Source organism: Kluyvera sichuanensis (genome assembly GCF_014218705.1).
GTDB lineage: Bacteria > Pseudomonadota > Gammaproteobacteria > Enterobacterales > Enterobacteriaceae > Kluyvera > Kluyvera sichuanensis.
This window is the reverse complement of sequence record NZ_JABBJF010000003.1, coordinates 313,373-328,021: the sequence shown is the minus strand read 5'-3', so window position 1 is coordinate 328,021 and position 14,649 is coordinate 313,373. Positions and strand designations below refer to the sequence as shown.

Below are 14,649 nucleotides of genomic sequence, written 5' to 3'. Positions count from 1 at the left end.
AGATCATCGCTGCAATTAAAAATAAAGTCTCATATCTATTCAAATTTACAAAGATGTCTTTTTTTATACACAGCTATTGCGATGACAGTAGTAATAAATAACTTTATTATTATACTCTTTACTTCATTTATCTCATTAAGGTATCGAACAATAAAGTAAAACAGTAATAGTAAGCTAGAAAAACCAATCAGTAAAAATATACTAATTATTCTTTTCCTAAGTATCAAGGATACAATGAAATAATGGAATAATGAAAGTGCTAGATATGAAAAGACAGTAGCCCATGCTGCACCAGAAATGCCGTACACTGGAATTAGATAGTAATTTAGGACTACATTAATCAGCATTGCACTTACTGTGCCCATAGAAATTAAAAGTGTTTTTTTCATATAAAAAGTAAAGTTCACATAACATAAATATATATGTATAAGTGCATTGCCTAAAATAATAATCGGTATAATAGAAATGCTATCCATATAAGCATTCCCAGCTAGCACAACAACCATTTCCTTTGAATAAAGCATAGCCATTAGCGTTAAAACAGCCACTACGAATGAACTTTTATAAACATTTATTCTAATATCTAAATGATTATTCGAATCTAAAAGTCTATATAATCTAGGTTGCCATGATGAATTCCATGCCATAATAACAACAATAATTCCCATAGCAATATTATAAGCAAAAGAATATATACCTGCAGCACTTGTTCCTAATTCTCTCGCAATGATCAATCTATCGGCTTGCGAAAGGAGAGAATTAGAAAGCACATGGACAATAAGTGGAGCACTAAAAGCCACTGCCGAGACAAAATATTTTATATTAAATTTGAAAACAGCAATTTTTCTTATTTTATTTATTACAAAAATAAATAATAGCAAACTCACAATCAGTTGAGATAAAACTTTTGATAAGTATTTATCGTTTTGTAAAAAAAATGCAATGATGAATATTAAAAAAACCTCAGAAACCTTACTCACAACATTTATTTTCACAAAGTCATTGCTTAATCTTGCACCTTGTAAATAACTAGTATATATGTATATGTAGCTTAACAACACACATATAATAATTACCCAATGCAAATCATACTCTGTGATTGCCAATATTTGAGATAACGGTTTAGAAAAGAATAAACATCCAATGATAAGTATAAATTGAACTATGGTAAGTCCAATTAAAACAGTTCCTAGGTAACTTGGGAAATCAACATCCTGCTTCATATAAGAATTAAGAATCGCATTCTGTAGATTCAGACTAATAAATACATATAGTATCATTACCGCTGCATTAATTAATGACATTCGCCCATAATCATCTGAACTCATGATTCTAGACAACAATGGCAATGAGAGAAACATAAATCCTTTTACGAGCAAATCACCCAAAAAATAATTATAAAAATCCTTAACAGTCTTGCTATCTCCACTCATTTAATACTACTCAAATATGAGTTAATTTGACGTTTTGCCATTATCGTACCATCATACATCGAAGCACCACAATTAAAGCGCGTATAATTATCAACCATGTTCTCAATTGCTTGTTTTAGAGAGTCTGGATTTTTTGCATCAAAGATAAGTCCATTTGTATTATCAATTAAGTCGCAGTGACATCCAACTTTATTGCTAACGATTATAGGTAATCCCGCAATTAGAGCCTCTTCTACAACCAATCCCCAAGGTTCGGAAACTGATGGAAGGATAAAACAATTATGATTTTTTAAATACGCAATTACGTTCCTATTTTCTACATATCCCTCAAATTTAATATTTTTAGTGGCTTTATTTTCGAGTGTGCTTTTCAAATCACCATCACCAATAATCGTTAATTCATATGGTAGTACTGAAAAAACATCAATGAGCATCTCAATATTTTTTTCTTTTGAGAGTCGACCTATGTATATAAATTTAAAATGTTGTTTATCGTAATATATTTTTTTATTATTATTTTGTTTTTTTTGATAATTAGTTATACCCACACCATGAGTAACGATGCTCTCTCCCTTGAAGCCAGCTTCATCTAATATTTTTTGCTGTAAAATTCCTGAAGGATATGCTTTTGACATTCGATTTATAGCTAATTTTTTCAAAAACCAAGCTAAACCTGTTATTTTAGTCTCCATAATACTACTTTCAATGACAATGGCATTTTTTTTTCGCTTACTCAAAAATGACAAAATGGTGGCCTCACGAGTCTCCCATCCAGAATAAACAATCATTTTATAATCAATAAATAATATTTTTTTTATCAAATAAAAAAATGTCTTGATTTTACTTCTGTTTTCATAGCTCTTAGAATTTAAAAAGCAATGTTCAAAATCAATATTAAAACCATAGAAATCATTTTCTCTTATGTTCGATTTTTCAGATATAAATATTACATATATATTAATTAATTTATTCAACTCGTTAAACAAATTAACTTTATAAAACGCAGGTATATTTGTTATAAATACTGCATCATATTTATTTTTTTTAGAGCTCATTTAACATTAGCCTCCATTCAGCAATAACAGCTTTTTCACTAAACCGCTCTATTGACAATATACCTTTCTCTTTCATTTCATTCCGAACATTATCATTATTCATCAAATAAGATATAGAACTTGCTAGTTCATCTATATTTCCAACAGGAACTAATATTCCATTCCCATTGTTAATAATTGTTTTTGGGCCCGCAGGACAATCATAACTAATACATGCTAAGCCATGGCTAAGGGCCTCGACCAAGACCATTCCTAAACCTTCAAACCTTGATGACAAAATAAAAATTTCAGCTTTCGCATACTGCATTTCAATTTCATTCTGAAATGGAATTATTTCATAATTCTCTATTTTCAACTTTGAAGCTTGGTTAATAAGGTTATCTTTTTCTTCCCCATCACCAATAATTCTCAAAAACCAACCATCTGTGTTAGCTCGCGCCCATGCTTCTAGCAAAAGATCAAAACCTTTTTGATATGAAAGTCTTCCAATCGCTAGAACAATTTTAGAGCTACATGTAATGGGAGAAATTCTAGAAATTACTGACTCTTGTTTATAAACTATATTAGGGATTATTTTATGTTTATTCTTTGGTAACCATGATAAATATTTAATACTATCTTCATCAGTTAATGAAACTACAGCTGATAACTTCGGGTATAACAATGTTCTTATTTTTTTTAAAATAAAATTCCCTACATCATGCTCAAAGTGTTCAATAGCTATTATTCTAGCATCATATTTTCTATTTAATCGATACAATAGAATCGACATTTTTATATCACAAGATATAAAAATATCTTTTTTTGTTATATTAATATTTAACTGATTTAACTCCTTCAGTTTTCTGTTAATATATTTAATATCAAAAAGCCCTCCTTTCAAAAAACCAAGCCTCCGATTGTACATGCTAATTTCATTTTTGTTCAGAGTCAAAACATTGACATCTTTAACTGGAAAAAATGATAATTCCTCTTGGTTTTTATATAAACTGACAATTGTTACTTCATAATGTTTAGCTAACCCATTTGCTAAAGATATGGTAACCCTCTCAACGCCTCCTTTTGCGCTAATATCACCTAAAAATAAATAGATCATAATAATTTACTATTCATCAGTTCAACAACCCTTTTACTATTTTGATCATCATTATAATAATTTATTAGCGAATTTACTTGCATTCTTTTATCCTTATATGGATCATTTGCTTTTTGCAATATAAGCAATACTTCAAGCAATGATGTCTGATTTTCAACTTTATGCCCTGGAGTCCAAAAATCAAAAGGTTCCAGTGTAAACCCACCTCTGCTTTTCCTATAATTAGCAACATCAGGAACCAAAAAAACAATTGGTCTATTTAAGATCAAATAATCAAAAAACATAGAGGAATAGTCAGTAATTAGTATATCTGCAATTGCCAACAATTGATTAACATCAATATTATGATTTAATAGCGTATTTGTTTTTATAATTGTTATATTTGATGTTAAGCTCTCTATATTTTTAAAATAGTTTTCTTCATAAGGATGTAGCTTTAGTATAAGGTGATAATCATTTTTGAGTAAAAATAAATCTAACTCTTTGATAGAAAAATCCTTTACCCGCAGGAAATTATCATCACTGATACAGTCACCATCTGAATATTTTATATTTTCATCATTTATTCTGAATGTTGGCGCATACAATAATATTTTCTTCTGGCGACTTATATTTAAACCTAGCTCTTCAATTTTTAATGGTTTAAATAGAAAATCATTCCGTGGTTGTCCAGTCACATATATTTCATTTGCTTTCTCTCTGAAACTAGCAGATATAATAGACCGCATAATTTCTGATGTTGCAATACGAGTAGCTGAATAGTCTTTCATCCCTATATAATCAAATTCACCTAAATATCCTATTTTTTTAAATGGCATACCGTGCCATAGACTAATATAAACCTGATTTTTTGAACTTGCTCCAATCATTTCATTGTGTGTTGTCACAACAATTTTACTAGTAAAGTAATAATACAGTTCTTTTATTGTTCCTTTCCTTACACATTTGAAATAATACTTATCCTTTTTATCAAAATAACAATTACCTAACGACCATATGATTTCATATGACATTTGTTTATTGTATATATAATCGCTAAGTGCTTTACCATTCCCAGCATAGTCCGGTTTACTTTTAAAAAAAACTCTATTCTTATTTTTAGGAATAAAATAGCTTATTGTGGATAAAATAAAATTTAATATAGATTTTAAATTTTCTTTCATTTTTTTTCTCGATAGCAAGCTCATTTGATATCATGACCTTGCTATAATTGATATTTTAATTCAAATTAAACTCTTTTAATATATATGTCGGTTGTATTTCACTTTTTTCAATTTCTTCACGTTTCGTATCCCCAGATAGCACTAATACTGAGTCTATCCCAGCATCTACCGCCATTCTTATATCTGTATAAAGCCTATCTCCAATCATGACCATGTTTTTTTTATCTACAGTTTTTGATATATTCTGAATCAGATCAATATTTGGCTTTCCAAATATTTTATAAGGATAAACTCCCGTAGTTGAACTCAACATATCAATAATAACTCCTGCATCTGGTATTGGCCCACATTCAGAAGGGCAGAAGACATCACAGTGAGTAGCAATATAATCTACCCCTTTGTTAATTAATCTACATGTTGTCATAAGCTTAGAATAGGTCAGTTCTGTATCATAGCCAACGATAATAAAGTCAGGGTCGTCTTCAGATATTTTATAACCTGCCTCAACTAGATCACTAATTAATCCATTGGTACCCAAGACATATACTTTTTTAGCTTCTGTACTCTTCAAAAAAGCAATCACGCTATCCGTAGATAAATTAATATCGCTAATATCACACTTTATACCAAATCCAATCAATTTCTTATAATATTCATGTTTGCTTTTGGAGGAGTTATTTGATAAAAAACGAACCATTTTCCCTTCATTTTTAATGTGATTAATTGTATTAACAACATTACTTAGTACTTTATTCCCGACATAAACAGTCCCATCTAGATCAAAGCAATAACACTGATAGTCAGCCAGTTTTTTATTTAGTTGCGAAAAAATTTTATCTGCTGCAGCCAAATCATCATAGTTATCAATTTCGACCCAGGGCATTTTATCAATATCATAGGCCTGAAAAACAAGTTCCTGCGAGCGAAATAATCTCTGCATTGCAATTTCGGTCCAATCTTTTTTATTATTTTCCTGAACTATAATTCGCTCCATTTCATCAACAAATCGACTTGATGACACTGAAGAAAATTTATAGAAATCGATTGAACAACCTATTGATAAATTGCTTTCAATGTTTTTAGATATATCTGATATGAATCCATCCTCGTTAACAGCTACTTTCATCGATTCATCATTATATAGACCTATATCAACAGCGATCAGATTATCTCGCGCATCTGAAACTAGGTTTTTAACTAGATCATCTCGAACAGCCAAATCAGCATTATTCAGTATAAATGATTTGCCTCTGATATATTTCTTTAAAAGATACAGTGAGTACATATTATTTGTATCTTCATAAATTTCATTTTCAACTATTGTAATATTTAAATCACGAATATGCTTACAATGATTCTTTATTTTTTCACCTTCATAGCCTACAATGATATATATATCTTTAATTCCTGCATTCCGGTATGAATTAAGTTGATAATCCAATATAGGCTTGCCCGCAACTGTGACCAAACATTTAGGTTTATCATTAGTCATCGGTCTCAATCGAGAACCTACTCCAGCGGCCAATATCACTCCAATCATGTTATGTTAATCTCCATAGTTCTATAGATTATATTTTTGTAATATTCTTTCAGGAAAGAAACAACACATCAACCCTTTGTAAAAGATCAACGTGTTTAAATTCTTGATTTTATCCGAACACTACATTAAATAAGATAATATCTTAGCATGATATTGCGACATTTAAAAAATCTCAATATCCTAAGATAATGAATGAAAGAAACAGCAACGCTACCGCCCCTGGCTCAAAAGCTACCAGTTCACTGCAGATGGTTACATTTTCAGGCGAAGCAAAGCTTTCTTTGGGGATGCGCTATCTTGATAGACAAATTAAATAGTCAGTGTACGATAAATCATTTACTACGCTTTAATATACTCACTCACTTATAGAAACTAAGTTATTAGCGATAGCAGCACCAAATAAATCAATATTCAAATACTGCTACCACCCATTACGTATAATAAATTTTACTAGGTTACGATTTAAGTAATTCTTCAATCCCTTTCCTGAACTTCGCCCCATCCTTCACATTCCGCAACCCATACTGCACAAACGCCTGCATATACCCCATCTTCTTCCCGCAGTCGTAGCTCTCGCCCGTCATCAGCATCGCATCAACAGACTGCTTTTTAGCCAGTTCGGCAATCGCATCCGTTAACTGAATACGGCCCCATGCCCCAGGCACGGTTTTCGCCAGCTCAGCCCAGATATCGGCGGAAAGAACATAACGCCCAACGGCCATCAGATCTGAATCCAGTTCCTGCGGTTGATCCGGTTTTTCGATGAAATCAACAATACGGCTCACCTTGCCTTCAGATTCCAGCGGCTCTTTTGTTTTGATTACAGAGTATTCAGACAGATCGCCCGGCATACGTTTTGCCAGCACCTGGCTACGTCCTGTTTCGTTGAAACGAGCCACCATTGCAGCAAGGTTATAGCGAAGCGGGTCAGCGCTTGCGTTGTCCAGCACGATATCCGGCAGCACAACCACAAATGGGTTATCGCCAACGATCGGATGGGCGCAAAGGATAGAGTGTCCCAGACCCAGCGGCTGAGCCTGACGAACGTTCATGATGGTAACGCCAGGAGGACAGATAGACTGAACTTCAGCCAGCAGTTGACGTTTTACACGTTGTTCCAGCAGCGCTTCCAGTTCGTATGAGGTGTCAAAGTGGTTCTCCACCGAGTTCTTCGATGCATGCGTTACCAGAACGATCTCTTTGATACCTGCAGCAACCACTTCGTCAACGATATACTGAACCATTGGCTTGTCGACGATCGGCAGCATCTCTTTGGGAATCGCCTTCGTGGCAGGGAGCATATTCATGCCCAGACCCGCTACCGGAATGACTGCTTTCAAATTAACCATTATCTTGTCCACCTATATTCGGTTGCTGAATTATAGCGATTAAACATGTTTAATCCACCCTGTTTTCTCATAGTATCTCTTTGGGTTAGGCGAAATCTCTGGATATAGTCCGAGAATGGGCAGGGAAGTTGCCGCTAGCGGCGCGGCAGCGTGAAATTAAGCCGTTCAGAATTAACAACATGTTGATCAATAAGGTCGATATCCACCGACGGCTGCCCCTTCTCGTTAACGGCGTTGACGTGCGCCAGCGACAGCAGCGTATCCTGTTTGGCCATAAATTTACCGCGCACATCCTTACGCAAGTCAAAGTTGAGCGACAGCGCTGGCTCACGCGCTGCTACCTGCATCACATTGATATTACGCATGAAAATATGCTGTGGCTTGTTGTGCAGCGCCAGCGAGGCATAGCGCAGATTCAGGTTGGTGATAGAAACGAAGGACTGTGCGTTGCCTGAGGAGATCTGGATCCCCCGCAGCTTAGTATCTGCCTTCTCATTATTAATCTGTATATTATTCAAACGGAAATTTTGCGGTATCGACAAATAGTTACCTTTGATAACACCATAGCCGATCAGCATTCCCGCGCTATTAACCATATCAACACCATCGATAACGAAATTATCACATCCGTAGATCGCTACGGTGGCGTTATCTATTCCCGCCTGCTTGCTGAATTCCGGGGTGATATTACTGGCCTTGACGTTGCGAATAATAAAATGCTTTCCGTTCTCAACGTGCACCAGCTGGCGGCAGTTGCTGCCGGTGATGTTGGCAACCACAAAGTGCTTAACCGCCTGGTCTTCCGGGTAGCCGTTATCGTAGGTACTGCCCGCGAGGCCAATGCCTATCCCCCAGTTTACCTTGCCGTTGGTGCAGTCGATATGGTCGATGACATGGTCAGAAATGAGGATATTGCTGTCGTTTATCGCCACGTTCCATTCGATGGCGTCGCCCTGCAGGTAGCTGAAATGGCAGTGGGTGATGCTGACGTCCTGCCACTGATTGTGGTAGCCCTGGCGGAGAATACCGTAGTTCGCTTTGGTGACGGTGAGGCGGGTAATGTTAAGATTTTGCATCTGCTGCTTGTCTTTGCCGCCGATGAATATCTGCGCCACCGGGCCGTAGCCGCTCATGGTCAGCCCTTCAATCGTGCAGTCGCCACCGCGGACGTCGAGGGTGATGTTATAGAGACTCGCCTCGCCGCTGCCGCTAATTTTACAGCCCTGTTGCAGGATAAACCGCCCGCGGCCGTTGCCCTTTAGCGCCCCAGCAACCGCCAGCGTTTTGCCCGGCGGCACGGTGATGGCGGTGTTGATATTGTCGCAGGTCACGCCAGCAGGAACGGAGACCGTATCCGCCTTGCTGAACGCCTCGTTAAACGCGCGGATCCAGTCACCGTCACGATAGAAATCACGAATATCAGCCGCTGCAGATTGCCCTGCCGCGCGGGCGCGGTCGACGGGCAGCAGCGGCAAGGCGGCCAGCGTCGCGCCGGCCGTCAGAAAGTGTCGTCGGGTTAAAGTACGCATGGCACCTCCTTAGCAAAGCGTGTACAGCAGGTGGGCGAGCTGTTGGTTGATCACCTGCTGGTTAAAATCGGTTTCCACTTTTTCACGAGCCCGCTCAAGTACGGGCTGGAGGCTCTGCGCATCCATCCGCCCTAATGCTTTCAGCTTGTCAGCCAGCGCCCGTGCGTCGTTCTCGGCCACCAGCCAGCCGGAATCCCCGGACTCAATCAGCTCCGGGATCCCACTGTGAACGGTAGAGAGCACCGGGATCCCCACGGCCATCGCCTCCATTAGCGCCACCGGAATCCCCTCCATATCGCCGTCCGCGCCGGTCACCGACGGCAGCAGGAACACGTCGGCTTCATCAAGCATCATTTTCACTTCATGACTCGGTTTAAACCCCGGCATCTCCACGCGGTCTTCCAACTGATACTGTTCAATCAGGGTTCGCAAACGCCGTTCCCACGGGCCGATGCCGAGAATGCGGTAGCGAAAGTTGACTCCCTGCGCTTTTAGCTGGCGACAGGCTTCAATCGCCACGTGCAGCCCTTTTTTCTCGGTCAACCGGGCAACGGAGATAATCTGTAGACAGTCGTCCGGCGCTTTCAAAGGCCGTAATGAGAAACGGTCCATATTCACCCCCATCCGCGAGACGGTGATTTTATCCGCCGGGCAGCCCATCGCCTGTAGCCGTTCAGCCCACAGCTGGCTAATCGGCAGCATCATGTCGCCGCGCCGAAAAAGCTGCTGATACTCCCCGCCATAGTGGCTGAGTACTTCGCGGCTGGAGATATCAATACCGTGGAAGACGGTAGCAATTTTCCCGTCAATCACCCCTAGCTCGCGCAGCTTGGCCGCCGTTACGCCCGCCGGGCCAAAGTGGGCGATAAAGATATCGGCCACAATTGGCGCCGGCGTGCGGCTACAGATGGTGGAAAGAATGAGATTGCGCGCCTCTTGCCCATAGCGACGCGTATTCAACGCCCGCCAGACGGCGGGACGGTGCAGGCCGCGCAGGGTGCTGAACGCACGGTAGCGCAGTTTTTCCAGCGCGCTGGCGGGTTCGTCCTGTAACCAGCGGACCTTCTCCGCCAGCCGGTACTGGGTGTAGGCGGTATGGGTGTTGGTGAGGTCGCCCTTTTGCAGCGCGACAATCTCTACCTCATGGCCCATATCGATAAACGCCACAATCTGGTTCAGGACGAAGGTCTCTGACGATAACGGGAATTTCAGCAGAAAGAAGCTGACTTTCATCGGCCCTCCCGAATACGGCTGAGCACCGATTCAATCATGCTAAAGCCTTTCTGACGCTCGCCTTCTACCGCCGTCGCCACCTTCTCACCCAGCGCCGGAAGCTGGTTCAGAATATCGGCCACCACGCCCTGCATGGAACCATCCAGCAGGTGGCGAATGTCGATAGCCATCTCCGGCATCCCAAGCTGCTGCATGATGCCCGCGGATTTGTGCTCATAGTTAATGGCAATTGCCGGGGTGCCAAAGTTCATGGAGATAATCGCCGAGTGCAGACGCGTGCCGATGGTCAGCTCGCAGGAGGCGAGGATCTTGCCGACCTCCACGTCGTTCAGTTCATCCATGGCGATATGGAAGTGTTCGCGGTTTTCGACGTACTGCGCCATGCGTAACGCCACCATGCGGTCATCACGGTTGTAGCGGTCGATGCTGGTACAGGTCGAGAGCGCTAATACCTGATAGCCGTCGGCAATCATCCGGTTCACCACCTCGGCAAAGGCTTTTTCGTAGGCCTGCTGGGTGGTGCCAAGGCGTGTATCGAACGGCTCCAGCTCGCGCAGCGTAATCGCGACGGTTTTGCGCTGCGCGGTCAGGTTCAGCCAATGCTGCACCGCGTAGCTCGGTTCAAAGCTGTCGTTGCGATGCTCAACCAGCCAGGCGGTATCCACGCCCTGCTCTACTTTCGAGGTATCGATCTCCGCTTTCGCCATCAGCTCACGGCTGACGGTTTCACGCAGGATCAGCGCATGAGTGCGGCCAAAGGCGTAGTTCGCCAGTTGGTTAAAGTCCGGGTTCTGGAACGGCCCAACGCTGTGGCCAATCATGTAAATCGGCTTATTGGCCATAAAGGCGCACAGCGGATACTCAAAGTGGGTCAAGCCATAGAGATCGACGTAGTTCGAGCCGCCGACCTGGATAATCGCATCGTAGTTACCGAGGAAGCGTACAAATTCATGGAACTCCGGAGCAATCTCAAAGTTCCGCAATTTGCCTTCGCCGGTCACCTTCGCCAGCAGGATCTTGTGCTGGAAGCGACGGCGCAGCACCTTCTTCACGCGCCCGCTCATCCCCCCTGCCGCCTGCTGCTTCTGGCTCAGTTGATACAACGGATCGGCGATAATCTCACGCCCCTGCAACCAGGAGGAACTGATCGGGAAACGGCTCATCACGTCCATTTCTACGTCCGGCTGTTGGCGGACGATGGCATCGAGCAGGCCGCGCATAATGGCGCTATCGCCACGGTTGCCGCAGGTGTGGTTTCCCAAAATTAATAATTTCATCATGGCCTCATCAAAGGGGTTTCAAGCAAATCAATTAGGGACGCGTAGGAGCGTCTTCAGTTTCTGGCTCCGACAGAGCGGTTTTTTAAGTTCAATCAGCAGGCTATTGCGCGACAGCACAATCACCAGCGCAAAGCTGAGTACGCCCACCAGCACCTGTAACGCCAGCAGCATCGGTAACGACACGCTGGCCGCCAGCAGTCGCCCGACGGCATAGCTGGTGATAAGCGTGGGCAGCGAAAGCCGGAACGGCAGCCACAGGCTCAGCAGGTAGTCACGGTAGCCCGGCCCCAGTACCGGTTTGATCATCACGAAGTAGCTGAGGATGGTGTTGATGATTTGCACCAGCAGGAAGCCGAGCGTCACGCCAATCGCGCCGCCCATCTCCCCGCCGACAATCACCGCGGGAATAAACAGAAAGGTTTTAAACACGTTGAATTTAAAGCTGATATCCACGCGCGCTTTGGCCATCAGCAGCGAGCCAATCGGGTTGCCTACGGAGCGCAGCAGTCCCACCACGCACAGCAGTTGCAGGATGGGTACGATGTGCATCCACTTCTCGCCAAACACCAACGGCACGAAGTTATTGCTCACCACCATCAGCCCCAGCAGCGCCGGGAAGTTGATAATCCCCACCACCGACAGCAGCTTGTAGAAGTTCACCCGCAGCTTGTCGTTGTCGTCCTGAATCTTGGCAAACGCCGGGAACAGCACGCGAGTGATAATCGGGTTAAGCTTCATTGGCGGCACCACCGCCACGTTGTAGGCCAGGTTGTACCCACCCGCAACGCTCGCCCCGAGAATACGCGCCAGCGTCAGGGTAGAGAGGTTGGTGCTGATGTAGTTAACAATGCTGTCCGCCGTTAGCCACGCGCCGAATCGCAGGTTGGGCATCACGGTGGCGAGCGAAAAGTGCAGGCCCGGGCGGTAAATTTTGCGGCCAAAGTAGCCAAACAGCAGCGTGCGCACGGTGCTGTTAACCAGATAGCCAAGGATCGCGGTCATCGCCAGCGGCCAGAAGCAGGAGCTGATCACCGTGAAGGTGAAGCCTGACAACACGGCGGCGGTCTCAATCGAACCAATTTTGTTAAACTCCAGCTCCTTTTGCATCAACGCACGGAACTGCTGGCCGTGCGGGATCACCACGAACGCCAGCGACAAGGTTTTAATCAGCGGTGCCAGGTCCGGGTTATGCAGCAGGTTCGCAATGGTGTCGCTCAGCAGATAAACCGCCGCAAACACCGCCACCCCAAGCCCGACGTTCAGCCAGTAGAGCGTGGTCAGCTCCAGTTGGCTAATCTCTTTGCGCTGAATAATCGAGTTGGCAATGCCGAAATCCGACAGCGTATCCGCCAGCGCGATAATCACCAGCGACACGGTGAGCAGGCCAAACTGGTGGCCGTCAAACAGCCGTGCCAACACGGTCATCTGCGCCAGCCCGAGGCCAATAATCACCACCGTTGCCATCGCCGACCATTTGGCGCCGTTGATGGTTTTTTCTCGTAAGCCCATGTTGCGTCCTCAATAGGCTGCTTTGTTGACGAAGCCTTTAAACACCGTCAGGAAAACAATTTTGATATCGAGCCACAGGCTCCACTCGCGGATGTATTCGAGGTCGAACTCCACCCGTTTTTCCATTTTCTCCAGGGTGTCGGTCTCGCCGCGCCAGCCGTTAATCTGCGCCCAACCGGTAATGCCAGGCTTCACTTTGTGACGCAGCATGTAGCCTTCAATCAGCTGACGGTACTGCTCGTTATGCGCCACGGCGTGCGGACGTGGGCCAACAATCGACATCCCGCCGGTGAGCACGTTGATAAACTGCGGCAGTTCATCGAGCGAGGTCCGGCGCAGGAAGTTGCCCACACGGGTCACGCGCGGGTCATTTTGCGTCGCCTGGGTCACCACCTTGTCGTTCTCCATCACCTTCATGGAGCGGAATTTCCATACCTTGATAGGCTTACCGTCCATGCCATAGCGGGTCTGGCGGAAAATAATCGGCCCAGGCGAGCTGAGCTTCACCGCCAGCGCAATACAGCACAGCGCCGGAGAGATAAGCAGCAGAATGCCGCTGGCCAGCACGATATCTTCCAGTCGTTTCAGGATGCGGTTTACGCCGGAGAGCGGGGTGTCATATAGCGGGACGACGGGAATGCCGTTCACCACTTCGACGCGGGAGTGCAGAATGTTGAAGGTGAAGACGTCCGGGATCAGCAGCACGGTACAGGTGGTGTCGGCGAGATCGCGCACCAGATTTTTGATCTGCAGCTCGTCCTGCATCGCCATGGAGATATAGACGTTGTGAATCTTGCCGCAGCGGGCGTCGTCAAGCAGTTGCTCGAAGTTGCCCATCCAGTCGGTATTCACGCCGCCCGGTTTTGCATCGTGATAGCAGCCCACTACCGCATAGCCAAGCCACGGTTGATTGCGGAAGCTCTCCAGCAGCGCCTGCCCTTCCGGCATATCGCCAGCCACCGCCACATAGCGGGTGTTGTAGCCGCGATGGCGCAGCACGCCCGCGCCGTAACGGATAAACGCCCGGCTGGCTAGCATGCCGATGGTGCTCAGCAGATACCACGCCAGCCACATGGCGAAGTTGGTGTTGAAGTCATCGTTAAACGCCAGCAGCCCAGCGGTAAAGACCAGGCTCAACGTCCAGTTTTGCAGCAGCAGTAATAGCTCGGTGGTGATACGGACGCCGCGCCATGAGCGATAAAAGTCGGTGATCCCGCCGATCATCTGGAATACCACCAGCGTGACCAGCGCCATCAGCAGATGCAGGTACAAAAACGGCAACGCGACGGCCTGACACACCAGCCACAGCCCACCTATCATGATGGTGATATCTGAAAAACGTTGCACCATGGAGATTAACGATGCATTCGTTTTGGCTCGTTCGCGCTTTTTTAGAGTCGTCATCGTTGGTCCTATTCAATGTGTTCCCTCTCACCCCGGCCCTCTCCCCACAGGGGCGAGG

At 44.1% G+C, this 14,649-nt stretch carries 11 protein-coding genes; all 11 read right to left on the bottom strand.

Translation table 11 applies throughout. From position 1 onward, the window contains the following. Window positions 1-35 precede the first annotated feature (35 nt). Entirely contained in the window at window positions 36-1,433 is a 1,398-nt protein-coding gene (locus HII27_RS05780) for an oligosaccharide flippase family protein (protein WP_185666999.1), read from the bottom strand. Further along, entirely contained in the window at window positions 1,430-2,488 is a 1,059-nt protein-coding gene (locus HII27_RS05775; RefSeq protein WP_185666998.1) for a glycosyltransferase family 4 protein, read from the bottom strand. Before HII27_RS05775 ends, HII27_RS05780 begins: the two co-directional genes overlap by 4 nt. Continuing rightward, window positions 2,478-3,584 carry a glycosyltransferase family 4 protein gene (locus tag HII27_RS05770; RefSeq protein WP_191091999.1) on the bottom strand — a complete coding sequence of 369 codons (1,107 nt, stop codon included), beginning with the start codon at window positions 3,582-3,584 and terminating at the stop codon, window positions 2,478-2,480. Before HII27_RS05770 ends, HII27_RS05775 begins: the two co-directional genes overlap by 11 nt. Beyond that, entirely contained in the window at window positions 3,581-4,747 is a 1,167-nt protein-coding gene (locus tag HII27_RS05765; protein WP_223883151.1) for a CDP-glycerol glycerophosphotransferase family protein, read from the bottom strand. The genes HII27_RS05770 and HII27_RS05765 overlap by 4 nt, the downstream gene beginning before the upstream one ends. A gap of 55 nt (window positions 4,748-4,802) precedes the next feature. After that, window positions 4,803-6,287 carry an HAD-IIA family hydrolase gene (locus tag HII27_RS05760; protein ID WP_185666997.1) on the bottom strand — a complete coding sequence of 495 codons (1,485 nt, stop codon included), beginning with the start codon at window positions 6,285-6,287 and terminating at the stop codon, window positions 4,803-4,805. Between the two features lie 455 nt (window positions 6,288-6,742). Next, window positions 6,743-7,636: a UTP--glucose-1-phosphate uridylyltransferase GalF gene (gene galF / locus HII27_RS05755; RefSeq protein WP_185666996.1), complete on the bottom strand. Its 894-nt coding sequence runs from the start codon at window positions 7,634-7,636 to the stop codon at window positions 6,743-6,745. Between the two features lie 134 nt (window positions 7,637-7,770). Then, complete coding sequence (gene wcaM / locus HII27_RS05750) at window positions 7,771-9,165, bottom strand: colanic acid biosynthesis protein WcaM (protein ID WP_185666995.1); 1,395 nt, start codon at window positions 9,163-9,165, stop codon at window positions 7,771-7,773. A gap of 9 nt (window positions 9,166-9,174) precedes the next feature. Next, window positions 9,175-10,398: a colanic acid biosynthesis glycosyltransferase WcaL gene (wcaL, locus tag HII27_RS05745; protein ID WP_185666994.1), complete on the bottom strand. Its 1,224-nt coding sequence runs from the start codon at window positions 10,396-10,398 to the stop codon at window positions 9,175-9,177. After that, on the bottom strand, window positions 10,395-11,675 hold the full coding sequence (gene wcaK, locus HII27_RS05740; RefSeq protein WP_185667048.1) for a colanic acid biosynthesis pyruvyl transferase WcaK: 1,281 nt from the start codon (window positions 11,673-11,675) through the stop codon (window positions 10,395-10,397). The genes wcaL and wcaK overlap by 4 nt, the downstream gene beginning before the upstream one ends. Window positions 11,676-11,705: 30 nt before the next feature. Beyond that, on the bottom strand, window positions 11,706-13,187 hold the full coding sequence (locus tag HII27_RS05735; protein ID WP_185666993.1) for an MOP flippase family protein: 1,482 nt from the start codon (window positions 13,185-13,187) through the stop codon (window positions 11,706-11,708). Between the two features lie 9 nt (window positions 13,188-13,196). Next, window positions 13,197-14,591, bottom strand: a complete 1,395-nt coding sequence (wcaJ, locus tag HII27_RS05730; RefSeq protein ID WP_185666992.1) for an undecaprenyl-phosphate glucose phosphotransferase — start codon at window positions 14,589-14,591, stop codon at window positions 13,197-13,199. Window positions 14,592-14,649: the final 58 nt, after the last annotated feature.